Origin of the sequence: Variovorax sp. V116, from assembly GCF_041154435.1 — a bacterium.
Taxonomy (GTDB): Bacteria; Pseudomonadota; Gammaproteobacteria; order Burkholderiales; family Burkholderiaceae_C; genus Variovorax; species Variovorax paradoxus.
In genome coordinates this window covers 1,325,166-1,346,675 of sequence record NZ_AP028662.1, presented here as the reverse complement: position 1 = coordinate 1,346,675, position 21,510 = coordinate 1,325,166, and the positions used below count along the sequence as shown (strand labels likewise).

Annotated in this window: 25 protein-coding genes and 1 pseudogene; 16 read left to right on the top strand and 10 right to left on the bottom strand. The window is 67.4% G+C overall.

Features of this window, described 5'->3' with window-relative positions; genetic code table 11:
- The first annotated feature begins 69 nt into the window (after nucleotides 1–69).
- The 3 genes from ACAM58_RS32390 (at nucleotide 70) to ACAM58_RS32380 (ending at nucleotide 2,295) form a co-directional block, all read left to right on the top strand.
- Complete coding sequence (locus ACAM58_RS32390; protein WP_369664796.1) at nucleotides 70–966, top strand: LysR substrate-binding domain-containing protein; 897 nt, start codon at nucleotides 70–72, stop codon at nucleotides 964–966.
- 65 nt (nucleotides 967–1,031) lie between these two features.
- Nucleotides 1,032–1,676, top strand: a complete 645-nt coding sequence (locus ACAM58_RS32385; protein ID WP_369664795.1) for an FMN-binding negative transcriptional regulator — start codon at nucleotides 1,032–1,034, stop codon at nucleotides 1,674–1,676.
- Nucleotides 1,677–1,686: 10 nt separating this feature from the next.
- A complete protein-coding gene (locus tag ACAM58_RS32380; RefSeq protein ID WP_369664794.1) occupies nucleotides 1,687–2,295 on the top strand; it encodes a trimeric intracellular cation channel family protein in 609 nt (202 codons plus the stop codon).
- Nucleotides 2,296–2,328: 33 nt separating this feature from the next.
- Here ACAM58_RS32380 and ACAM58_RS32375 read toward each other — a convergent pair whose 3' ends face one another.
- Nucleotides 2,329–3,126: a thioredoxin family protein gene (locus ACAM58_RS32375; RefSeq protein ID WP_062365171.1), complete on the bottom strand. Its 798-nt coding sequence runs from the start codon at nucleotides 3,124–3,126 to the stop codon at nucleotides 2,329–2,331.
- A gap of 151 nt (nucleotides 3,127–3,277) precedes the next feature.
- Between ACAM58_RS32375 and ACAM58_RS32370 the strand changes: the two genes are divergently transcribed.
- The 11 genes and pseudogenes from ACAM58_RS32370 (at nucleotide 3,278) to ACAM58_RS32320 (ending at nucleotide 11,742) form a co-directional block, all read left to right on the top strand.
- A complete protein-coding gene (locus tag ACAM58_RS32370) occupies nucleotides 3,278–4,261 on the top strand; it encodes a Bug family tripartite tricarboxylate transporter substrate binding protein (protein ID WP_369664793.1) in 984 nt (327 codons plus the stop codon).
- 84 nt (nucleotides 4,262–4,345) lie between these two features.
- Entirely contained in the window at nucleotides 4,346–4,945 is a 600-nt protein-coding gene (locus tag ACAM58_RS32365; RefSeq protein WP_369664792.1) for a TetR/AcrR family transcriptional regulator, read from the top strand.
- 47 nt (nucleotides 4,946–4,992) lie between these two features.
- Complete coding sequence (locus ACAM58_RS32360) at nucleotides 4,993–5,514, top strand: DUF2147 domain-containing protein (protein WP_369664791.1); 522 nt, start codon at nucleotides 4,993–4,995, stop codon at nucleotides 5,512–5,514.
- The gene (locus ACAM58_RS32355; protein WP_369664790.1) at nucleotides 5,511–6,512 is read left to right on the top strand and encodes an NADP-dependent oxidoreductase; all 1,002 of its coding nucleotides are present in this window, start codon (nucleotides 5,511–5,513) and stop codon (nucleotides 6,510–6,512) included. Before ACAM58_RS32360 ends, ACAM58_RS32355 begins: the two co-directional genes overlap by 4 nt.
- Before the next feature lie 43 nt (nucleotides 6,513–6,555).
- On the top strand, nucleotides 6,556–7,260 hold the full coding sequence (locus ACAM58_RS32350) for an SDR family oxidoreductase (RefSeq protein WP_062365176.1): 705 nt from the start codon (nucleotides 6,556–6,558) through the stop codon (nucleotides 7,258–7,260).
- Nucleotides 7,261–8,097, top strand: a complete 837-nt coding sequence (locus tag ACAM58_RS32345; RefSeq protein WP_369664789.1) for an alpha/beta fold hydrolase — start codon at nucleotides 7,261–7,263, stop codon at nucleotides 8,095–8,097.
- 133 nt (nucleotides 8,098–8,230) lie between these two features.
- A complete protein-coding gene (locus tag ACAM58_RS32340; RefSeq protein ID WP_369664788.1) occupies nucleotides 8,231–8,488 on the top strand; it encodes a helix-turn-helix domain-containing protein in 258 nt (85 codons plus the stop codon).
- A gap of 2 nt (nucleotides 8,489–8,490) precedes the next feature.
- Nucleotides 8,491–9,831: a type II toxin-antitoxin system HipA family toxin gene (locus ACAM58_RS32335; protein ID WP_369664787.1), complete on the top strand. Its 1,341-nt coding sequence runs from the start codon at nucleotides 8,491–8,493 to the stop codon at nucleotides 9,829–9,831.
- Between the two features lie 131 nt (nucleotides 9,832–9,962).
- Nucleotides 9,963–10,235, top strand: coding sequence for a hypothetical protein (locus tag ACAM58_RS32330; protein WP_278879097.1), 273 nt, complete (start codon nucleotides 9,963–9,965; stop codon nucleotides 10,233–10,235).
- A 312-nt stretch (nucleotides 10,236–10,547) separates the two neighbouring features.
- Nucleotides 10,548–10,919 (top strand): annotated as a pseudogene (locus ACAM58_RS32325) (AAA family ATPase); the annotation flags it as partial.
- Between the two features lie 301 nt (nucleotides 10,920–11,220).
- On the top strand, nucleotides 11,221–11,742 hold the full coding sequence (locus tag ACAM58_RS32320; protein ID WP_278879099.1) for an ATP-binding protein: 522 nt from the start codon (nucleotides 11,221–11,223) through the stop codon (nucleotides 11,740–11,742).
- 13 nt (nucleotides 11,743–11,755) lie between these two features.
- Here the strand turns inward: ACAM58_RS32320 and ACAM58_RS32315 are convergent, their stop codons facing one another.
- Nucleotides 11,756–12,412: an ATP-binding cassette domain-containing protein gene (locus tag ACAM58_RS32315; protein WP_369664786.1), complete on the bottom strand. Its 657-nt coding sequence runs from the start codon at nucleotides 12,410–12,412 to the stop codon at nucleotides 11,756–11,758.
- A gap of 427 nt (nucleotides 12,413–12,839) precedes the next feature.
- Here ACAM58_RS32315 and ACAM58_RS32310 point away from each other — a divergent pair, with 427 nt between their 5' ends.
- Both ACAM58_RS32310 and ACAM58_RS32305 read left to right on the top strand, forming a co-directional pair.
- Entirely contained in the window at nucleotides 12,840–13,304 is a 465-nt protein-coding gene (locus tag ACAM58_RS32310) for a helix-turn-helix domain-containing protein (RefSeq protein ID WP_018905757.1), read from the top strand.
- A 27-nt stretch (nucleotides 13,305–13,331) separates the two neighbouring features.
- Complete coding sequence (locus tag ACAM58_RS32305) at nucleotides 13,332–13,880, top strand: putative toxin-antitoxin system toxin component, PIN family (protein ID WP_369664785.1); 549 nt, start codon at nucleotides 13,332–13,334, stop codon at nucleotides 13,878–13,880.
- Nucleotides 13,881–14,027: 147 nt separating this feature from the next.
- Here the strand turns inward: ACAM58_RS32305 and phnE are convergent, their stop codons facing one another.
- From phnE to ACAM58_RS32265, 8 genes are all read right to left on the bottom strand, one after another.
- Entirely contained in the window at nucleotides 14,028–14,840 is an 813-nt protein-coding gene (gene phnE, locus ACAM58_RS32300; protein ID WP_369664784.1) for a phosphonate ABC transporter, permease protein PhnE, read from the bottom strand.
- A gap of 41 nt (nucleotides 14,841–14,881) precedes the next feature.
- Nucleotides 14,882–15,829: a phosphonate ABC transporter substrate-binding protein gene (phnD, locus tag ACAM58_RS32295; protein ID WP_369664783.1), complete on the bottom strand. Its 948-nt coding sequence runs from the start codon at nucleotides 15,827–15,829 to the stop codon at nucleotides 14,882–14,884.
- A gap of 56 nt (nucleotides 15,830–15,885) precedes the next feature.
- Nucleotides 15,886–16,752 carry a phosphonate ABC transporter ATP-binding protein gene (phnC, locus tag ACAM58_RS32290; protein ID WP_062365184.1) on the bottom strand — a complete coding sequence of 289 codons (867 nt, stop codon included), beginning with the start codon at nucleotides 16,750–16,752 and terminating at the stop codon, nucleotides 15,886–15,888.
- A 112-nt stretch (nucleotides 16,753–16,864) separates the two neighbouring features.
- A complete protein-coding gene (locus ACAM58_RS32285; protein ID WP_062365185.1) occupies nucleotides 16,865–18,022 on the bottom strand; it encodes an alpha-D-ribose 1-methylphosphonate 5-triphosphate diphosphatase in 1,158 nt (385 codons plus the stop codon).
- Nucleotides 18,019–18,735 carry a phosphonate C-P lyase system protein PhnL gene (phnL, locus tag ACAM58_RS32280; RefSeq protein ID WP_062365186.1) on the bottom strand — a complete coding sequence of 239 codons (717 nt, stop codon included), beginning with the start codon at nucleotides 18,733–18,735 and terminating at the stop codon, nucleotides 18,019–18,021. Before phnL ends, ACAM58_RS32285 begins: the two co-directional genes overlap by 4 nt.
- The gene (gene phnK, locus ACAM58_RS32275) at nucleotides 18,732–19,523 is read right to left on the bottom strand and encodes a phosphonate C-P lyase system protein PhnK (protein WP_369664782.1); all 792 of its coding nucleotides are present in this window, start codon (nucleotides 19,521–19,523) and stop codon (nucleotides 18,732–18,734) included. Before phnK ends, phnL begins: the two co-directional genes overlap by 4 nt.
- The gene (locus ACAM58_RS32270; RefSeq protein WP_369664781.1) at nucleotides 19,520–20,419 is read right to left on the bottom strand and encodes an alpha-D-ribose 1-methylphosphonate 5-phosphate C-P-lyase PhnJ; all 900 of its coding nucleotides are present in this window, start codon (nucleotides 20,417–20,419) and stop codon (nucleotides 19,520–19,522) included. The genes phnK and ACAM58_RS32270 overlap by 4 nt, the downstream gene beginning before the upstream one ends.
- Entirely contained in the window at nucleotides 20,416–21,510 is a 1,095-nt protein-coding gene (locus ACAM58_RS32265) for a carbon-phosphorus lyase complex subunit PhnI (protein ID WP_278881310.1), read from the bottom strand. Before ACAM58_RS32265 ends, ACAM58_RS32270 begins: the two co-directional genes overlap by 4 nt.

The window sequence follows — 21,510 nt, the reverse complement described above, 5'->3', positions numbered from 1 at the left end:
CAGTCTAGGCAGCGCCTCGCTGCTTGATAACCCACCATAATCGGCACAGCCTGTGCGGAATTCCAGACAATGAACGTCGACCTCGGGGATCTGAACGCCTTCGTGGCGGTGGCGGGAGCCAAGGGCTTTCGCGACGGCGCACGCCTGAGCGGCACAAGCGCTTCGGCCCTGAGCGAAGCGGTGCGCCGGCTGGAGACCGAGCTCGGCGTGCGGCTGCTCCACCGCACGACGCGCAGCGTGCGGCCCACCGAAGCCGGAGAACGCCTGCTCGAGCGGCTGAGGCCCGCGCTGGCTGAAGTCGGTGCGGCGCTGGACGTGGTGAACGGCTTTCGCGACCGGCCCACCGGCACGCTCAAGCTCAACGTGCCGATCAGCGCCGCGCGGCTCGTGCTGCCGTCGATCGTGCCGGGCTTTCTTGCGGCCTATCCCGACATCTCGCTCGAAGTGATTGCCGAGGACGGTTTTGTCGATGTGCTGGCCGCCGGCTGCGATGCCGGCATCCGCTACGACGAGCGGCTCGAGCAGGACATGGTCGCGGTGCCGATCGGCCCGCGGCTGCAGCGCTTCGCGGTCGCGGCGGCCCCGGCGTATCTCGATCGGCACGGCCGTCCGCAGCATCCGCGCGAGCTGCTCGGCCATGCCTGCCTGCGCGGGCGCTTTGCCAGCGGGTCGATGCCTCCATGGGAGTTCGAACGCGACGGCGAAAGCCTGCGCATCGACGTGACGGGACAGCTGATCGTGCGGATCGGCGCGGCGGCCGATCTCACGGTCGATGCGGCCATCGCCGGTGCCGGCGTGGTCTACCTGTTCGAGGACTGGCTTCGGCCGCATTTCGAAAGCGGCGCGCTCGAGCCGATCCTGGAGCCCTGGTGGCTGCGCTTCCCGGGCCCGTTCCTCTACTATCCGGGCCGCCGGTTGCTGCCGGCGCCGCTGCGGGCGTTCGTGGATTTCGTACGGGGCACATGAGAAAGCGACGGGCTTCACCGCCCCGGCACCACGGCCGCAGCAGCACCCACTTCCCTGGAGTTTTCGTGTACGTATCCAAGCACCACGCGCTGCCCGAGCCCGCCGAAGCCCAGGCCCTGATCGAAGCCCACCCGCTGGGCGCATGGGTCGTGCCCGGCAGCGAAGGCCTGGTCGCCAACCATGTTCCCTTCCTGCTGGACAGGTCGCGCGGCCCGTTCGGAACACTGATGGGCCACGTGTCGCGTGCCAACCCGGTGTGGAAGCTGCTGCCTGCCGCGGGGCATTCGGTGGTCATGTTCCAGGGTCCGCAGTCCTACATCACGCCCGGCTGGTATCCGGGCAAGCAGGCGCACGGAAAGGTCGTGCCGACCTGGAACTACGCCGTCGCCCATGCGCACGGCGTGGCGCGGGCCATCGACGACGAACACTGGCTGCGCGGCATGCTGACGCGCCTCACGGCCGCCCATGAGTCCTCGAAGCAATTGCCCTGGCAGATGACGGACGCGCCGGCGGATTTCATCGACAGGATGCTGCGTGCCGTGGTGGGCATCGAGATTCCGATCGAGCGCTTGGTCGGCAAGCTCAAGGCAAGCCAGGACGAGGACCTGCAGGACCGGTGGGGCACCGTGAACGGACTGGCCGCCGAAGGCACCGAGAACGCGGCGGCGATGGCGCGCCTCGTCGAACATGCCGCCCGGCAGCAGCGCTGACGGGATCGCCATGCTGCTGTATATGCTCGATCTCGCCGGCATCGCGGTGTTCGTAATCAGCGGCGTGCTGGCGGCGGGCCGTGCGGACCTCGACTGGCTGGGCGTGGTGGTGATCGCCTCCGTCACGGCCGTGGGCGGCGGCACGCTGCGCGACCTGCTGCTGGACCGCCATCCGGTGTTCTGGATCCGCGAAGTGCGCTATGTGTACGCGATCCTGGCGGCGACCGCGGCCGCCATCGCATGGGTTCATTTCTTCCCGCTGCCCGAGCACGCGCTGGCCTTGGCCGATGCGCTGGGCCTCGCGCTCTTTGCGATGACCGGCGCGCAGGTGGCCGAGGAGCGGCGCCTGCCGGCGCTCGTCGTGATCCTGATCGGCACCATGACCGGCGCCGCCGGCGGCCTGTTGCGCGATGTGCTCACCGACCGCATTCCGCTGCTGCTGAGCAGCGGCATCTATGGCTCTGCCGCCATCGCGGGCATTGCGGCCTACCTGCTGCTGCAGGCCGCCGGAATGCCGCGCCGCTGGGCCTTTCACGCGGGGCTGCTGCTGGTCGTGGCGCTCCGGCTCGGCGGGATCTACGGCGGATGGCACCTGCCGATGCTGCGGCTTTCGGCTTGAGTGCGCGCCACGCGCGAAGCTACTTGCCCCGCCTCATCGCTTCGCCTTCAAGCTCTGCTCGCGGAACGCCGCCTCGCCGGCGGTGGAGATCTCGACCCACTTCTTGTCGGGTGCGGCCTCTTCGGCATAGTTGTCGTGCCAGTTCCACCACTTGTAGGTGGGCGTCTGCGGGTAGCCCTCGGGCGAGTCTTCCCACACCTCCTGCCGGCCCAGCGGCGTGACGTCGAGGTAGTTCCAGGTGTTGCCCATCTGCTCGTCGCCGCGGTTGTTGAGGAAGTAGGTGCGGAACACGCGGTCGCCTGCATCGCGGTAGAACACGTTGGTGCCGTGCCATTCGTGCACGCCGAAGTCGGCGTCGAAGCTGTCGGTGAGCGTGAACCACGGGATCTCCCAGCCCATGCGCGCCTTCAGCCGCGCGATGTCCGCCTGCGGCGCACGCGAGACGAAGACGAGGGTGGTGTCGCGCGCGTTCAGGTGGGCGACGTGGGCGACCTGGTCGGCCACCATGGAGCAGCCGCGGCAGGCGTGGTCGGGCCAGCCGAACACGCCGGGCTCGAAGAAGGCGCGGTAGACGATCAGCTGGCGCCGGCCGTCGAACAGCTCGGGCAGGCTGACCTTGCCCGCGGGTCCTTCGAAGGCATAGGTTTTTTCCACGGCCATCCACGGCATGCGCCGGCGCTCGGCGGCCAGCGCGTCGCGCGCGCGGGTCTGGGCCTTTTCCTTCACGAGCAGCTGCTCGCGGGCCGCTTCCCACGCCTCGGGCGAAACGACCGGTGGGGTGTGCATGGCGGGCGCGGTGCCCTTCTTTCCGTTCTCGGTGGAACTCGTCATGGCTTGGATCTCCTGGTTGGGCGAGAAGAAAAGTTTGGCACCGCCCACCCCGCCGCGGGAGTAACAAGTTTGGCGGGATTGCGGCTTTCCGCGCCGGGCCCGGTTCCTGCTATCCGGTGGTTTCCCCCCACCGCCCGCAGAGAACAACGCCATGACCACCACCAGCTTTCGCTCCACCCGCCGCACTGCGCTGCACATGCTCGCGGCAGGCGCCGCCTCGCTCGCCCTGCCCGCCTTCGCGCAATGGCCCGACAAGCCGATCAAGATCATCGTGACCTTTCCGCCGGGCGGCTCCAGCGACGTGCTCGCGCGCCTGCTCGCGGAACAGCTGTCGAAGAAGCTGGGACAGCCCGTGGTCGTGGACAACAAGCCCGGCGCGGGCGGCACCATCGGCGGCGCGCAGGTGGCCGCGGCCGCGCCCGACGGCTACACGCTGATGCTCTCGAACACCACGCCGATCGCGCTCGGCCCCTTCACGCTCGACAAGCAGCCCTACGATCCGGTGGCAGGCTTCAGCCACATCGCCTACCTGGGCGCGGCGCCGCTGGTCATCATGGCCAGCAAGCCGTCGGGGTTCAAGAGCTATGCGGACTTCGAGGCGGCCGGACGCAAGGACGGCCGCATGGACTTCGGCTCGGGCGGCCCCGGTTCGATCGGCCACATCCACGGCGAGCTGCTCAAGAAGATCACCGGGATCAACATGGTGCACGTGCCCTACCGCGGTGGCGCGCCGATGACCACCGACCTGATCGCCAACACCATTCCGGTGGGCATCGACGTCATCACCGCCTACGTTCCCTTCTTCAAGAGCGGACAGCTGGTGCCCCTGGCCGTGACCGGCGCCCAGCGCTCGCCGCTGATGCCGGACGTGCCGAGCATCGCCGAGCTCAAGCAGCCGAAGCTGGTGCTCGAGAACTTCTTCGGCCTGTCCGGCCCGGCCAGGCTGCCGGAAGACGTGGTGGCGCGGCTCAACGCGGCCTGCAACGAGGTGCTGGTGATGCCCGAGATCCAGAAGAAGCTCACCGACCTGGGCATCGTGGCCAAGCCCGAAACCGTCGCCATGTTCAACGGTTTCGTGAAGGAGCAGGTGAACGTGCTGGGTCCGACGGTCAAGGGCGCGGGCATCAAGCTCTGACGAGACGGCCTCGGCGCCTGCGCGGCGGCGCCCAGGAACGTTCTGCCGCAGCAGCCCTGCTTGCGCCATGGCCGGATAATACGTATGATACGCATCATGCGAAATACAAAGCACAGCACAAGGGCGGCGGCCAAGGAAGCCTCGCACGAGCGCATCCTGTCCGTGGCTGCCCGTGCGATCCGCCGCAGCGGCTACGACGGCACCGGCGTGGCCGACATCATGAAGGAAGCCGGCCTGACCCATGGCGCCTTCTACGCCCATTTCCCGTCGCGCGAAGCCATGCTGGCCGAAGCGGCGGGCCGGGCCTGCACCGAATCGGCCGCGGCGGCCGCACAAGTCGCTTCCGACGAGCCCTCCGGGCAGGCCCTGGCCTCCATGCTGCGCGCCTATCTTTCGCCGGAGCATGTGGCGCACGCGGAGACGGGGTGCCCGCTGGCCGCGCTGGGCTCGGAAACGCCACGCCAGGCCGCCGAGGTGCGGCGCGTGACCACGCGGTACGTCAAGGAAATGATCGATCTCGTCGCCCGCCAGTCGCCCGACTGGGGGCAGCCCGCGGCGCATGAACGCGCACTGGTGACCGTTGCCACCATGGTCGGCACCTTGCTGCTGGCACGTGCGGTCGACGAGCCGGCGCTGTCGGCCGGCCTGCGCGAGGCGACGCTCAAGCATTTGACGCCGGCCTGAATCCACCGCGGCACGAATCCCACATCCCTTTCTGTTCGACCAAAAATATGATGACCATCATGCGACATAAGCGGAACCCCACCGGCAAGGCGCGCGCGCTTCCGCTCCTTTTCGCGCTCGCATTCCAGGGGCTCGCCGCGGCCGCAGCGCTCACGGCGTTGCCGGCCCGGGCGGACGAGACATCGCCCGTCGGCCTGTGGAAGAACGTCGACGACGTCAGCGGCAAGCCGCGGGCGCTGATCCGCCTCACCGAATCGAACGGCGTCCTCCAGGGAAAGATCGAGAGGGTGTTCCCGGCGCCGAACGAAGACCCGAATCCGACCTGCGAGAAGTGCGAAGGCGCCAACAGGAACGCACCGGTCGTCGGGCTGGTGATCCTCAGCGGCCTCGCCAAGGAAGGCGGCGAATACGCCGGCGGCCAGATCCTCGATCCCGACAACGGCAAGGTCTACCGCAGCACTGTGCGCCTGACCGACAACGGCAAGAAGCTCAGCGTGCGCGGCTACATCGGTGTGCCAATACTGGGCCGTTCACAGACCTGGATACGCCAGGAACAAGGAAAACCATGAAAGCATTTGTTCTCGATCGATACGGCAAGAAAGCCGCGCTGCGGCCGGCCGACGTGCCGACGCCGGAGCTGCGCGATGACGAGGTCCTGGTCGAGGTGCATGCCGCAGGCCTGAACCTGCTGGACGCCAAGATCAGGAACGGCGAGTTCAAGCTCATCCTGCCGTACCGCCTGCCCCTGGTGCTGGGGCACGACGTGGCCGGCGTCGTGGCCAAGGTCGGCCCGCGCGTGCGGCAGTTCAAGCCGGGCGACGAGGTCTATGCGCGGGCGGACGATTTCCGGATCGGCACCTTCGCCGAGTTCGTTGCGGTCAAGGAGGCGTCGCTCGCGCTGAAGCCGCAGGGCCTCACGATGGAAGAAGCCGCTTCCATTCCGCTGGTGGCCCTGACGGTGTGGCAGGCACTGGTCGAGAAGGCCGGGCTCAAGAAGGGGCAGAAGGTCTTCATCCAGGCGGGCTCCGGCGGCGTGGGCACTTTGGCCATCCAGCTGGCCAAGCACCTGGGCGCCAGCGTGGCGACGACCACGGGCCCGACCAATGTCGAGCTCGTGAAGCGCCTGGGCGCGGATGTCGCCATCGACTACCGCACGCAGGACTTCGAGGACGTGCTGCGCGACTACGACGTGGTCCTGAACAGCCAGGACGGCAAGACGCTCGAGAAATCCCTGCGCGTGCTCAAGCGCGGCGGCAAGCTCATCTCCATCTCCGGACCGCCCGACCCGGCATTCGCCAAGCAGAGCGGCGCACCCGGCTTCGTGAAGCTGGCCATGCGGCTGCTGAGTTCGGGCATCAGGCGCCGGGCCAGAAACCGCGGCGTCGATTACTCGTTCCTCTTCATGAGGGCGAACGGTACCCAGCTGCGCGAGATCACGCGCCTGATCGAAGCCGGTGCCATCCGGCCCGTGATGGACCGCGTGTTCCCGTTCGAATCCACCAATGAAGCCCTGGCCTATGTCGAAGCAGGCCGCGCCAAGGGCAAGGTCGTCGTCAAGCTCAAGTGAGCCCCGTTCATTTCCCGTTCCCTTCTTTTCCTGGAGATTCCTCATGAAGATCGAAAATTCCGTCGCCCTCGTCACGGGCGCCAATCGCGGCATCGGCCTGGCGTTCGCGCGCGAGCTGCTGGCCCGCGGCGCCCGCAAGGTTTACGTGGGCGCCCGCAACCCTGAAACCGTGACCCAGGCCGGCGTCCAGGCGCTGCGCCTGGACGTCAACAATCCGCAAGACGTGGCGGCTGCCGCGGCTGCGGCATCCGACGTGACGCTGGTGGTCAACAACGCCGGCATTGCCCAGGTCGGCGGCTTTCTCGCGGACGACAGTGAAGACACGGCGCGGCGCATTTTCGAAACCAACTTCTTTGCCGTGCTGCGCATGAGCAAGGCCTTCGCGCCGATTCTCAAAGCCAACGGCGGCGGCGCGCTGCTCAACGTCCTGTCGGTCGCCTCATGGGTGAACGGCGGCGAGCTGGCAGCTTATGCGGCGAGCAAGTCGGCCGCGTGGTCGCTCACCAATGCCCTGCGCAGCGAACTGTCGGCGCAGAAGACGCAGGTGCTTGGACTGCACATGGCCTATGTCGACACCGATCTCACGCGCGGGTTCGATGTGCCGAAGACGAGCCCTGAAGACATCGTGAAGCGTGCGCTCGACGGGCTCGAATCGGGCCTCGACGAGGTGCTGGCCGATGAGCTCACGCAGCAAGTCAAGCAAGGGATGACCGCGCCCAGGCCCAGCTACCTTCCGCAGGTGGGCTGAGTGCACCGCTGGGCGGACGTTCCAACGAGATCCATCTCCGCCGGCGGCGTGGATTTTGCGTACCGGGAGCTGGGAGCGCACCATGGCGGAACACCCGTGGTGTTTCTCGTGCACCTGGCGGCCGTCCTGGACAACTGGGACCCGCGCATCATGGACGGCATTGCGGCAAAGCACCACGTGCTCGCCTTCGACAACCGCGGCGTCGGCGCATCCAGCGGTTCGCCGTCCGATTCGGTGGAGCAGATGGCGAGCGACGCCATCGCATTCATCGAGGCGATGGGCTTCGCGCAGGTCGACCTCTTCGGCCTGTCGATGGGCGGAATGATCGCCCAGGACATCGTGCTGAAGGTGCCGCAACTCGTACGCAAGATGATCCTTGCGGCCACCGGCCCCGCGGGCGGCGAGGGCATCAGCACGGTGGCCAGGGTCGCGCACTGCGACCTGCTGCGGGGTCTTCTCACCGGCCAGGATCCGAAGCAGTTCCTTTTCTTCACGCGCACGCCGGGCGGCATCGAAGCCGGCAAGGCCTTTCTCGCACGGTTGAAGGAACGCTCCGAAAACCGCGACAAGGAGATCACGATCTCCGCGTACCTGGCGCAATTGCGGGCGGTGAAGGCCTGGGGCCGCAAGCAGCCCGCCGATCTTTCGGTGGTCAGGCAGCCCGCGCTCATCGTCAACGGGGACGACGACCGGATGGTCCCGACCGCGAACTCGCACGAGCTGGCGTGGCGGCTTCCGAACAGCACGCTGATCATCTACCCCGATGCCGGCCACGGCGGCGTGTTCCAGTTCCATGCCGACTTCGTGCCCAAGGCGATCGAGTTCCTGGATCGATAGTATTTCGAAGACGGCTGCGCTTGTTGGCCGTTTACCCATCTCATGGGTATTTGTAAAATTACCTATGTGATGGGTTTTTGACAAATACCCATGACATAGGTAATCTCGGGATACCAATCTCATTGGTATTCACATGCAGCAAGTCCTTTCGGTTCCCTCCCAGCTCGGCGCGCTGCTCAAGGCCGCGCGCAAGGAAGCGGGCATTTCGCAGGTCAGGCTGGCCGAACGGCTTGGCATCAGCCAGAGCCGGATGTCCCACATGGAGCTCAACCCGGGCTCGCTGAGCCTGGAACAGCTGCTGGCCATCTTCGGCGTGCTGGGCCTCGAGATGGTGGTGGGCTCCAAGAGGCTCGCGCCCACCGGCAGCAAGGCAGCTTCCCAGGAGTGGTGAGCATGGCACGCACACGGGGCCTCCAGGCCCTTTCCATCTGGGCCAACGGTGAACGGGTCGGCAGCTGGCGCATTCCCGCGCACGGGGCGGACGAACTGCGCTATGACGATGCCTGGGCCGATTCGCCCGCCGGGCGCCCGCTCTCGCTTTCATTGCCGCTGGTGCGCGGCTTCACCCACAAGGGCGCGGTCGTCCGTAACTACTTCGACAACCTGCTGCCGGACAGCCTGCCCATCCGCCAGCGCATCGCGAGCCGCTTCGGCACGCAGACGACGCAGGCCTTCGACCTGCTGCAGGCGATCGGCAGGGATTGCGTGGGCGCCATCCAGCTGCTGGGAGAGAACGCCAGCCCGGCCGATGTGCAACGCATCGAGGGCGAGCCGATGAGCGAAGCCGGCGTCGAACGGCTGCTGCTGCAGACGGTCGATCCGGGCCGCTTCGCCGCGCAGGCAGTGCCTGGCGACGAGCTGCGCATCTCCCTGGCGGGTGCCCAGGAGAAAACCGCGCTCCTGTGGCACGAGGGCCAGTGGGTGCGTCCGCAGGGCTCGACCCCCACCACGCATATCCTGAAGCTGCCTTTGGGCCTGGTCGGCCATCGCAAGGCCGACCTCAGCACCTCGGTGGAGAACGAGTGGCTCTGCCTGAACATCCTCCAGGCGTACGGCGTTCCCGTGCCCCGGACCGCGATGCTCCGGTTCGGTTCGCAGAAGGTGCTGGCCGTCGAGCGTTTCGACCGTCGGCTGCATTCGTCCGGAAACTGGTGGCTGCGCCTGCCGCAGGAGGACTTCTGCCAGGCCCTGGGCAAGCCGTCGCACCTGAAATACGAAGCGGACGGCGGACCGGGAATGACCGACCTGGCCGACGTGCTGCGCAATTCGGTCAACGCGCAGGAAGACCTGGCAACGCTCCTCACCGCACAGCTTCTCTTCTGGATGCTGGGCGCGCCCGATGGGCATGCCAAGAACTTCAGCATCGCCTGGCTCCCGATGGGCCGCTACAGGCTGACGCCCCTCTACGACGTGATGTCCATCTGGCCCCTGGAAGGCAACGGCCCGAACCAGTTCTCCAGGCACGAGGCCGAGCTCGCGATGGCCCTGTCCGGCAAGAACAGGCACTACCACTTCAAGACCATCGAACGGCGCCACTTCAACGCCATGGCGCAGAAGTGCCACTACGGCCCGGATGCCGAGAACATCATCCAGCGCGTGCTCGCGGCAACGCCAGGCGTGATCGACCGGATCGCTGCGCGCCTGCCTGCGCGGTTTCCGGCTGCGGTGTCGGGCCGGATCCTCGAAGGGCTCGCGCGCTCCGCGAGGGCGCTGAAGGGGATGCCGCCTGTCTAGGGAGGCAGCGCCCGCGCATGCCGGAATGCCCCGCAAAAAAGTTCATCGGAAATTCGCCGCAGCCTTACCGGCCCTTCACATGGCGCCTTCAGCATGGGAACTCCTGAATCCAACGACTCGAAGGAGTTGCAATGAAGAAGTTGTCCCTCGCATTGGCTGCGGCCGCCCTGCTCTCTCTGGCCGCCCTGAGTGCTCCTGCGCAAGCGCAGCCGCACCTTGGAGACCATGGCTATCGCCCGCACGTGGTCGTTGTTCCGCCGCCCCCGCCGCGCCATGTCGTGCGGCACGGCTACGACCACCGCCACGACCGCCATGCCGGCTACCGCCACGCGCGCCGCGACAGCGACCGCGACGGCGTGCCCGACCGCTACGACCGCCGCCCCCACAATCCGTATCGGCGCTGAGCGTAAGCGCTTGCCGCTGGCGGCGCAACGACTGACACATGGACTGGCGCGAGGACCGCTGGGGCAGAGCTTGCGAAGTCAAGCAAGAGCCGAAGCGAGGAGAGGTCAAGTGGAAGGACCGCGATCGCACTCGGGAGTCCGCGCTCTGAAATGAACCTCTTGCGCTGGACCGCTCAGCGCAGCAGCAGCTCGATGCAGCCGGGGAGCGGGACCCAGGGAACATGGTCAGTTCCGCGTCGGCCCGTTCTTCCACATCTGGTGAAGACTGGCCAGGGTCTGCAAATACAAGATTAAATCTTCAATTTGCACAGTATGCGTGAAATCGCATGTCATGATTCCTCGCGACATCGCGCCGCTCGCCGCTCGCCGCTCGCCGCGCAACTGTCTCGTCAGTACCCTGTGATGACCCTGACGGGGCCTCGCCAGAGTGGGAAGACCACACTGTGTCGAAGCCTGTTCCCTGACAAGCCGTACGTCACGCTGGAGGATCCCGACACGCGGCGCTTCGCACAAGAAGATCCACGTGGCTTCTTGAAGGGCCTCGAGGCTGGCGCCATCATCGATGAGATTCGGCGCGCGTCGCAGATCCCCTCTTACCTTCAGGCGATGGTAGACGCCGACCCAACCCCTGGACGTTTCGTTCTGACGGGAAGCCAGCAGTTCGAGCTCATGTCCCAGGTGAGCCAGTCGCTGGCCGGCCGTACGGCCGTGCTTCGCCTGTTGCCGTTCTCGCTCCCCGAGGTGGCCCGACTGCACCCCGTCCCGCCGCTGGCGCAGACATTGCTCACGGGCTTTTATCCGCGCATCCACGACCGGGGGCTCGACCCGTCGCGCGTGCTCGGGGACTATTTCGCCACCTACGTGGAACGCGACCTGCGGCAGCTGGCGGCCGTTCGTGACTTGCAGCGATTCGAACGTTTTGTCCGCCTGTGCGCCGGACGGGTCGGTCAGCTCGAACCTCACGAGTCTGGGCAACGATGCCGGCGTGTCGCATGCCACTGCTCGGGCCTGGCTGGACCTGCTCCAGACCAGTTATATCGTGCATGTGCTACCGCCCTGGTTTACCAGCACGTCGAAGCGCCTCGTGAAGAGTCCGAAACTGTACTTCTACGACGTCGGCTTGGCCTTCTGGTTGTTGGGCTTGCGCAGCGCCGACCAGGTCGCGCGAGACCCGCTCTTTGGGAGCCTGTTTGAAAATCTGGTGATCATGGAAGCCCTCAAGACGCGATTCAATCAAGGCGAGTCAGGGGAGATGTACTTTTTCCGGGATGCGATCGGCAATGAAGTGGACTTGCCGATACCCGACGGGAGAAAGCTCCGCGCCGTCGAGATCAAGGCCGGCGTGACAGTGAACGCCGATGACTTTCGCGGCCTTCGCAGTTTTGCTGCGTCGTTTCCTGAGGCGCTGGAAGGCGGCAGTGTCGTCTATGGCGGTGACGCCGACCAGTCGAGAAGCGACTGGCCCGTGATCGGCTGGCAGCGCCTGCAACGTCCGCCGGCACCCTGATCGCGTGCCGCGCTCAACGCAACGGCAGCTCGATGCAGCCGGCGAGCGGAACCTTCGGAACGTGATCGAGCCGCGCGCTGCTCGCAATGACGATCGCATGGCCCGCGCGCCCGGCCCGCGATGCGACGGCCTGCCACAGGCAGCCGATCGAGCGCGCGTCGAGCGCGCCTTCGGGTTCGTCGAGCAGCACCAATGGGCGGCCCGAGGCCAGCGCGGCCGCCAGCCCCACCTTGCGCTTCGATCCGGTGGAGAGCATGTACATCGGCTTCTCGATGTGCGGCGCCAATGAGAAACCCTCGACCAGCGCCTGCCACAGCGCCGCATCGAAGCCCGCGTCGCCTTCGCGCAGGGTGGCCGTGCACGCACGCGCGGTGAGCTGGTCGAAGGCTTCGGCGGCCGGGTCGCAGAAGAACACGTTGCGCCTGTAGGCCTCGGGCTCGGCGTCGAGCCGCACGCCCGCGAGCGTCAGCGTTCCGGAAGCCGAAGGCAGCGCGCCCGCGATCACGCGCAGCAGGGTCGACTTTCCGCTGCCCGTGTCGCCATGCAGCAGCGTGACGCCCTCGCCCAACGATGCGCACCAGCCGGTTGCGAGCGCGGGCTGGCCCGGATAGGAAAAGCCCAGGTCGTGGAGCTGGAGAATGGCGGGTGATGTCGGGGCGTTCATGTGCATGCGGAAGTCCTTGCCCGATTCTGCCTCGGCCCCAGGCCACCATTTTTCTTTCTCGGTAGATCCCAAGGCCGCTCAAAAGCCCTTGTACATCAAGGACTTAACCTGCCAATGACGGCTCAAGCGGCATCACCGAATCTCACACAGTCTCGTTCTTGCGCGTACCCCACGGTGTACCCCAGACTGCTATTCAACCGCAGCCGATCTTGGGTACACCATGGGGCAACTCAGCGAGCTTCAGATCAAGGCGGCAGCGCCGCGGGGACAAGGGAATATCCGCTGGGTGGCCGCAGAATCCGGCCGCTGAATGAAGGCGCCTGCTGACAAGAGTGCCATCTTCTTTCCGGCGCCCGTCAGTTGCGAATATTGCGTTTAGTGCGTATATTTCGCTTGAGGCGCCGGCGTAGCGCCAGCTATGAAAGGACCCAGCATGAACCAGATACTCGACCCCGCCAGCGAAATGGAAGCGGAAATGGCCGGTGCGGCGACGGCGTGCCTGGTTGCGGCCCTGGATCACTCGAAGGCAAAAGCGATCAAAGTAACCATCGAAGTGGACAGGGACGGCAAGGGCGAAGCCCCGGTGCTGCTCCTGCCTCCGCGTGCCTTGCACTTCCTTGCCGACGTGTTGCGCCAGATGGCCAAGCGCGAGCCGATGATGCTCGTCCCGCAGAAGCTGGAACTCACGACGCAGCAAGCTGCGGCACTCCTGAATGTGTCGCGTCCCTTCGTGATCAAGGAAATCGAGGCTGGCCGGCTGAAGTGCCGCCTGATCAACCGGCACCGCCGCATCGAGTTCGAAGAGCTCATGCGCTACAAGGACGAGCAGAAGCAGCGGTCGGCCGGTGCCCTCAAACAATTGAACGACCTCTCCCAGGAGATGGGCGAGGAGCTGTGAGTGGCGGGAAGCGCCCGGTACACAGCCGTGCTCGACGCCAACGTCCTGTACCCGGCGTTGCTGCGCGACGCGCTGCTGAGCTTGGCCGACGCGGACCTCTATAGCGCGAAGTGGTCCGTCCACATCCGCGAGGAGTGGACGCGCAGCCTGCTGCGGGACCGGCCCGGCATGGGCGTCCAGGTTGCCGCTGCTGCGCAAGCCATGGAGGACGCCATTCCGGACTGCCTCGTCTCCGGCTACGAACACCTGATCGAGGGCCTGAAGCTGCCGGACCCCGATGACCGCCACGTACTGGCTGCTGCGATCACTGGGCACGCGGATGCGATCGTGACGTGGAACGAGAAGGACTTTCCCAGGGAAGTGCTGGACCCGTTCGGCATCGAGGTACAGACCCCTGACGAATTCGTCCTCAACCAGCTGATGCTGGAGAAGCTCGCCGCCCTCGCGGCTTTGAAGCGAATGCGCGAGCGCTGGGCCCGGCCGCAGGTCGACGCGATCGCGTTGGTCGCGCTGCTCGAGAAGCGTGGGTTGCCACAGACTGCAGCGCACCTGCGCGATGTTGTGGCACTCATCTAGTGTGATGCCTGAAACCTGGGGCTGCTTCCGGCAGTTTTGGTGTACCCAAACGTGTACCCGGCGGATAGGACGAATTGGTGAAAGCGAGTGCTGGTGCGGGTTGCAGGCGATTTAAAGATTCCGCCCCAGTTCCAACCCGCCTTCAGCTCAGATCAGGAACTTGCGGATGCGCGCCGACGCCAGGTCGATGGCGCTCACGCTCACCACGATGATCAGCATCACCGCGCAGGTCTCGGCGTACTGGAAGCCGCGAATGATTTCCCACAGCACCACGCCGATGCCGCCCGCGCCCACCATGCCCACCACCGAGGCCGAACGCACGTTCGATTCGAAGCGGTACAGCGCATACGAAATCCACAGCGGCATCACCTGCGGCAGCACGCCGTAGACGATCTCGTGCAGCGCGCTGGCGCCCGTGGAGCGGATGCCTTCCACCGGCTGCGGGTCGATGGCTTCCACCGCTTCGGCGAACAGCTTGGCCAGCACGCCGGTGGTGTGCACCCACAGCGCCAGCACGCCGGCGAAGGGGCCCAGGCCCACGGCTACCACGAACAGCATCGCGAACACCATCTCGTTGATGGCGCGGCAGCTGTCCATGAGGCGGCGCATCGGCTGGTAGATCCACCAGGGCACGATGTTGGCGGAGGCCAGCAGCGCGAGCGGCACCGCGCTCACCACCGCCAGCGCCGTGCCCCACAGCGCGATCTGCAAGGTGACGACCATCTCCTGCAGGTACATGCGCCACTGCGTGAAGTTCGGCGGAAAGAACTCGGCCGCGTAGGTGGCCATGTTGCCGGAATCGCGCCAGAGTTCGAACGGACGCATGTCGGCGCCCTTCCAGGACGCGGCCAGCAAGATGAGCAGGCCAGCCCATGAGAGCTGCCAGGCGAGGCTGCGCTTGGGAGCGGCGGAGGCCGCAGGCGCCACGCTCGGGCGGACGATATGGACCGTGGGTTGCATGGCGGACACAGCAGTGCAGCAGCAAAGAAAAGTGGCGGCGCTCAGTTCAGCGCGGCCAGTTTCTTGTCGATGTCGGCCAGCCTGGCCTTCTTGTCGGCGTCGCCGAGCACGGCGTCGGCCTCGATCTTGGTGCGCTGGCCGAACAGGTCGAGCTGGCGGATCGGCAGCAGCTGCTTGTCGCTCGATTCCTTGAAGCCCGAGAGCTTCGAGATCTTCATGACGATCTCCTTCTCGCGCGGATCGGACTTGGCGTAGTTGTAGAAGAAGTTGCGCAGCTTGGCCTTGGTGGCCTCGGGCAGGTCCTTGCGCATCACGAGCGGGTCGAGCGGAATCAGCGGCGAGGTCCAGACGATCTTGATGTCCTTGAACTTCTCGGGAAAGCGCTCCTTCACCTTCTCGAGGTTCTCGCTGTTGTTGGTGGCCACGTCGACCTGCTTGTTGGCCACGGCCAGCGCGTTGGTCTCGTGGTTGGCGCTGCGCGTCACCTTGAAGATCGACTTGGCGTCGAGCTTGTTCTGCGCGAAGACGTAGAAGCCCGGCACCAGGTAGCCCGAGGTCGAGTTGGGATCGCCGTTGCCGAAGCTCAGGTTCTTCGCGTTCTTGAGCACGTCCTCGAGCGTGTTGAGCGGGCTCTCGCGGTTCACGATCAGGTGCGAGTAGTAGCCCTGCGTACCGTCCGCGTTGACCATCTGCGCGAACACCTCGCCGCCTGCGCGGTCGACCGCTTCCATCGCCGACTTGTTGCCGAACCAGCCGATGTGCACCTTGTTGAAGCGCATGCCTTCGATGATGCCGGCGTAGTCGGGCGCGAAGAAGGCCGTGACCTTGAGGCCCGTCTGGCGGCTCATGTCGTCGATCAGCGGCTGCCAGTCGCCCTTGAGGTTCTGCGTCGCCTCGGTCGAGATGATGCCGAAGTTGATGTCCTGCGCGAGGGACGCGCCGGCAAGGCCGAGGCCCAGCACTGTGGCGGCAATGAGTTTCTTGATCATGGATGGCTCCAGGGAAATTGAGGGATGGAAAAGAAGAAAGACGTGTTCTTCGCGGCCTATGCGGCTTGCGCGGCCCACGACACGGGAGCCGCCGGGTTCAGCACATGCACGTTGGCGCCTTCGGGCACAGCGGCCGGAGCGGCGGGCCGCAGCAGCTCGTCGGCCTGCACGCCGTACAGGTCGCGCAGCAGCGCGGGCGTGAGCGCCGAGGAAGGCCCGTCGAACACCACCTGGCCCTGGTTCAGCGCCACCACGCGGGGGCAGTACTTCATGGCGATGTCGACCTGGTGCAGCGACACGATGACGGTGCAGCCGTCCTCGCGGTTGATGCGCGCCAAAATCTCCATCACCTTGCGCGACGACTCGGGGTCGAGCGATGCAATGGGTTCGTCGGCCAGCACCACCTTGGCGCCCTGCACCAGCGTGCGCGCAATGGCCGCGCGCTGCTGCTGGCCGCCCGAGAGCGTGGAGGCGCGCTGCGCATGGCAGTCGGCAATGCCCACGCGCCCCAGGGCCTCCAGCGCCAGCGCGCGCTCCTGCGCCGTGAACATGCGCAGCCAACTGCGCCACCACGGCATGCGGTGCAGCGAGCCGACGAGCACGTTCACCAGCACCGGCAGCCGCGCCACCAGGTTGAACTGCTGGAACACGAAGCCGACCTGCGAGCGCACCTTGCGGATGTCGCGGTGGATGCGGCCGCCCTTCTGCACGCAGCAGCCGTCGATCTCGATGAGCGAATCGGTTGCGCCATCGGCGGCCACCAGGCCCGCCACGTGCCGCAGCAAGGTGGACTTGCCGGAGCCCGAGGCGCCGATCAACGCCACCATCTCGCCGCGGTTCACGGCCAGGTTGACGTCGCGCAGCGCATGCCGGCCGTTGGCGAAGTGCTTGTTCAGTTGATGGATGCGCAGGACACCGGTCATCTTGGATTCCAAAGTCGTCTAGACAAGTGAAGTCTCGCGAGGCGTCGTGACATGCGCGCGACAGCTGCGCGACATTGCGGCGACAGCCACGGCCGCGCCCCGGATCGCACCCTCAGATCACGCGCCGGCCCTGGCGCCACACGCCGCGCACCACCGGGTGCCTGGCACCGTCGGCCATCTGGGTGATGCGCACCTGCACCAGGTCGGCGCGCAGCCCCGGCGCCAGGCTGCCGCGGTCGTGCAGGCCGGCCGCGCGCGCGGGGGCGCGGCTCACCATCGCCACCGCTTCGGGCAGCGTGCAGATGCCCTCGTCCACCAGCCGCATCACGGCGCTCATGAGGCTGCCGGGCACGTAGTCGGAAGAAAGGATGTCGAGCAGGCCCTGGCGCGCCAGCTCGGCCGCGGCCACGTTGCCCGAGTGCGAGCCGCCCCGCACCACGTTCGGCCCGCCCATGATGTTGGCGAGCCCGCGTTCGCGCGCCGCGCGCGCGGCCGCCAGCGTGGTCGGGAATTCCGACATGCTGGCGCCCTCCGCATGCGCCTGCTCCACATGCGCCACGGTGGTGTCGTCATGGCTCGCGAGCGCAATGCCATGCACGCGGCAATGCTCGACGAAGTGCTGGCGGTGCGGCTGGGCATAGCGCGTCTGCAGCAGCACGGCCTCGGACACGCGGCGGTCGAACTTGTCGTCGCTCCAGCCCTTCTTGCCGGTGTAGTAGACGCGCGCCACCTCGATGTTCTCCCACTGGCGCTGGCCCGGCGTGTGGTCCATGAGCGAGATCATCGACAGCCGCGGGTGCTTGCGGAACGGCTCGAACAGCTCGATGGTGTTGGGCGCCGGCAGCTCGCAGCGCACGTGCAGGTGGTGGTCGGCGCGCAGCAGGTCGCTCTCGATGCAGCCGTCGAGCACGCCGAGCAGCGTGTCCCAGGTGCTGCCGCGCAGGCTCTCGGGGTCGGCCTCGCCCACGCCCAGGGCGTCGAACACGGTGGTGATGCCGGCGGCGGCCACCTCGGCGTCGTGCGCGAGCAGCGCGGGCATCTCCGCCCACTGCACCTTGGGGCGCGGCATCAGGTGCCGCTCCAGGTTGTCGGTGTGCACCTCGACCAGGCCCGGGAACAGGTAGTCGCCCTCGAGGTCGAAGGTGCCCGCAGCGGTCACGCCGCTGTCCAGCGCCTCGATGCGCCCGGAGGCCACCGAGAGCGCGCCCAGCACCACCTCGCCGGCCAGCACCATGCGCGCATTGGAAAAGACGATGGGTGCTGCGCTCATGGCCGGGTGCTCCTGAAGTCGCCCACGTTGACGCGGCGGGTGGCCACGGCCGCGCCCACCTCGGCGTCGTGGAAGATGCCGACGATGGCCGCGCCGCGTGCCGTGGCTTCGCGGATCAGTTCGATCACGGTGGCCGTGTTGGCGGCGTCGAGCGAGGCCGTGGGCTCGTCCAGCAGCAACAATGGCTTGGGCTTGATCATGTTGCGCGCGATGTTGATGCGCTGCTGCTCGCCGCCCGAGAAGGTGGCCGGCGGCAGGTGCCACAGGCGCTCCGGAATGCGCAGCCGCGCGAGCCAGCGGCGCGCCTCGGCGCGCGCGGCCTCGATGCCCGCGGGGTCGTCGCCCGCATCCTCGGCCAGCGGCTCGGCCACCACGTCGAGCGCGGGCACGCGCGGGATCACGCGCAGGAACTGGCTCACGTAGCCGATGGTGTCGCGCCGCAGACGCACCAGCTCGCGCGGCGCCACCTCGGTCAGGTCCACCGGGCCGGCCGGCGCCTGCACCGTGATGCGGCCCGCGCTCGCGCGGTAGTTGGCATAGATGAGCTTGAGCAGCGTGCTCTTGCCCAGGCCCGAGGCGCCGTCGAGCACCACGCATTCGCCCGCGCTCACGCTGAGGTCGACCGCGTCGAACACCGGCAGCTCCAGCTGGTTCTGGTGGTGCAGCGTGAAGCGCTTGGCCACGCCCTGGAGAAGAAGCAAGGGGGTTGTCATGGTTGGAGCACCGAGGAAACGAGAAGCTGGGTGTAGGCGTGCTGCGGGTCGTCCAGCACCTGGTCGGTGAGGCCGGTCTCGACCACGCGTCCCTGCTGCATCACGACCATGCGGTGCGCGAGCAGCCGCGCCACCGCCAGGTCGTGCGTGACCACGATGGCCGCGAGCTGCATCTGCCGCGTGAGCTGGCGCAGCAGGTCGAGCAGGCGGGCCTGCACCGACACATCGAGGCCCGAGGTCGGCTCGTCCATGAACACCAGCCGCGGCTGCGTGACCAGGTTGCGCGCGATCTGCAGGCGCTGGCGCATGCCGCCTGAAAAAGTGCGCGGCGTGTCGTCGATGCGCGCCGGATCGATCTCCACGCGCTGCAGCCAGTCGGCCGCGGTGGCGCGCACGCGGCCGTAGTGCCGCTCGCCCAGGCCCATGAGCCGCTCGCCCACGTTGGCGCCGGCCGAGACGTCCATGCGCAGGCCGTCGGCCGGGTTCTGGTGCACGAAGCCCCAGTCGGTGCGCGAGAGCAGGCGCTGCTGAGCCTCGGTCATCGCGAACACATCCTGCAGGCCGCCGCCGCGCACATGGAACTGCACGCTGCCGGCGTCGGGGCGGCTGCGTGCGGCAATGGCGTCGAGCAGGGTCGACTTGCCCGAGCCCGATTCGCCGACCACCGCCAGCACCTCGCCGGGCCAGAGGTCGAAGGAGGCGTCGTGCAGCGCTACGCGGTCGCCGTAGCGCTTGCCGACGCCGCGCACGCGCAGCAGCGGCAGGGAGGAAGCTTGCGCGGCGCTCATGCGAGGGCTCCGTCCATGGTGGCCGCCGAATCGGCCGCGGGGTCGGGCGCGGCGGCGCTGTCCGCCTGCTGCCGCGACTGGCAGTAGTCGGAGTCGGAGCACACATGCATGCGCGCGCCCCGGTCGTCGGTGATCACTTCGTCGAGGAAGCTGTCGGTCGCGCCGCACAGCGCACAGGGCGTGTCCCAGCGCTGGATCTCGAAGGGGTGGTCCTCGAAGCTCAGGCTTTCGACCGGCGTGTAGGGCGGCACCGCATAGATGCGCTTCTCGCGGCCGGCGCCGAAGAGTTGCAGCGCAGGGTTCATGTGCATCTTGGGGTTGTCGAACTTCGGGATCGGCGAGGGCGACATCACGTAGCGGCCGTTCACCAGCACCGGGTAGTCATAGGTGGTGGCGATATGGCCGTAGCGCGCGATGTCCTCGTAGAGCTTCACGTGCATCAGCCCGTACTCGGCCAGCGCGTGCAGCGTGCGCGTGGTGGTCTCGCGCGGCTCCAGCCGCTGCATCGGCTCGGGCACCGGCACCTGGTAGACCAGCACCTGCCCTTCGGCGAGCGCCGCTTCGGGGATGCGGTGGCGCGTCTGGATCAGCGTGGCCTCGGCCGTCCGCGTGGTGGTGTCCACGCCCGTGGTGCGCTCGAAGAAGCGGCGGATGTTGACGGCGTTGACGGTGTCGTCGGAGCCTTGGTCGATCACCTTGAGCACATCGCGCGGGCCGATCACCGCGGCCGTCACCTGGATGCCGCCGGTGCCCCAGCCGTAGGGCAGCGGCATCTCGCGCGAGCCGAAGGGCACCTGGTAGCCCGGAATGGCCACGGCCTTGAGGATGGCGCGGCGGATCATGCGCTTGGTGCGCTCGTCGAGGTAGGCGAAGTTGTATTCGGTGGTGGTCGTCATTCGTGGTCTCCCGCGCCGGCGGCGGCGCGCATCTTCCGCACGAGCTCCAGCTCGGACTGGAAGTCGACGTAGTGCGGCAGCTTCAGGTGCTGCACGAAACCCGAGGCTTCGAGGCTGTCGCTGTGCGAGAGCACGAACTCCTGCATCTGCGCGGGCGACTCCACGGGCTCGCCGAGCTCGTCGGCGCGCAGCGCGCGGTCGACCAGGCTCATCGCCATGGCCTTGCGCTCGCAGTGGCCGAAGGCCAGGCCGTAGCCGCGCGTGAACTGCGGCGGCTCGCTCTTGCTGCCCGCGAACTGGTTGACCATTTCGCATTCGGTGATCTCCAGGTCGCCGATGGAGATGGTGAAGTCGAGCTCCTCGGGCGCGAGCTCCAGCTCCACGCTGCCGAAGCGGATCTCGCCCACGAACGGGTGGCTGTGCGAGTAGCCGCGCTGCGTGGAATAGGCCATGGCGAGCAGAAAGCCCTCGTCGCCGCGCGCAAGGTTCTGCAGCCGCGTGGCCCGATCGGCCGGAAAGCGCAGCGGCGCGCGCGTGAGGTCGACCGGTGCGGGGTCGCCGGGCGGCACCGGGCGGGTTTCGATCAGCCCTTCCTGGTTCAGCAGATCGACCACGCGCGGCGTGGCCGCGGCGGGCGGCTCGGCCGCATCGGCCGCGGGCGCCGGCGCGGCCTGCTGCCGCCCCTCGGCCAGCAGCGTGAAGTCGAGCAGGCGCTGCGTGTAGTCGTGCGTCGCACCCAGCACCTGGCCGCCGGGCAGGTCCTTGAAGGTGGCGGAGATGCGGCGGTCCAGCGCCATGCGCGAGGTGTCGAGCGCCACGCTGTGGCCCAGGCGCGGCAGCGTCGCACGGTAGGCGCGCAGCAGGAAGATGGCCTCCACCATGTCGCCCGAAGCCTGCTTGATGGCGAGCGCGGCCAGTTCGGGGTCGTAGACCGAGCCTTCGGTCATCACGCGGTCGACCGCGAGCTTGAGCTGCTCGCGGATCTGGCGCACCGACAGCTCCGGCGTGCCGGTGTCGCCGCGGCGCTGTTCGGCCAGCAGCCGGTAGCTGGCGAGGATGGCGGCTTCTCCGCCCTTGACGGCAACGTACAT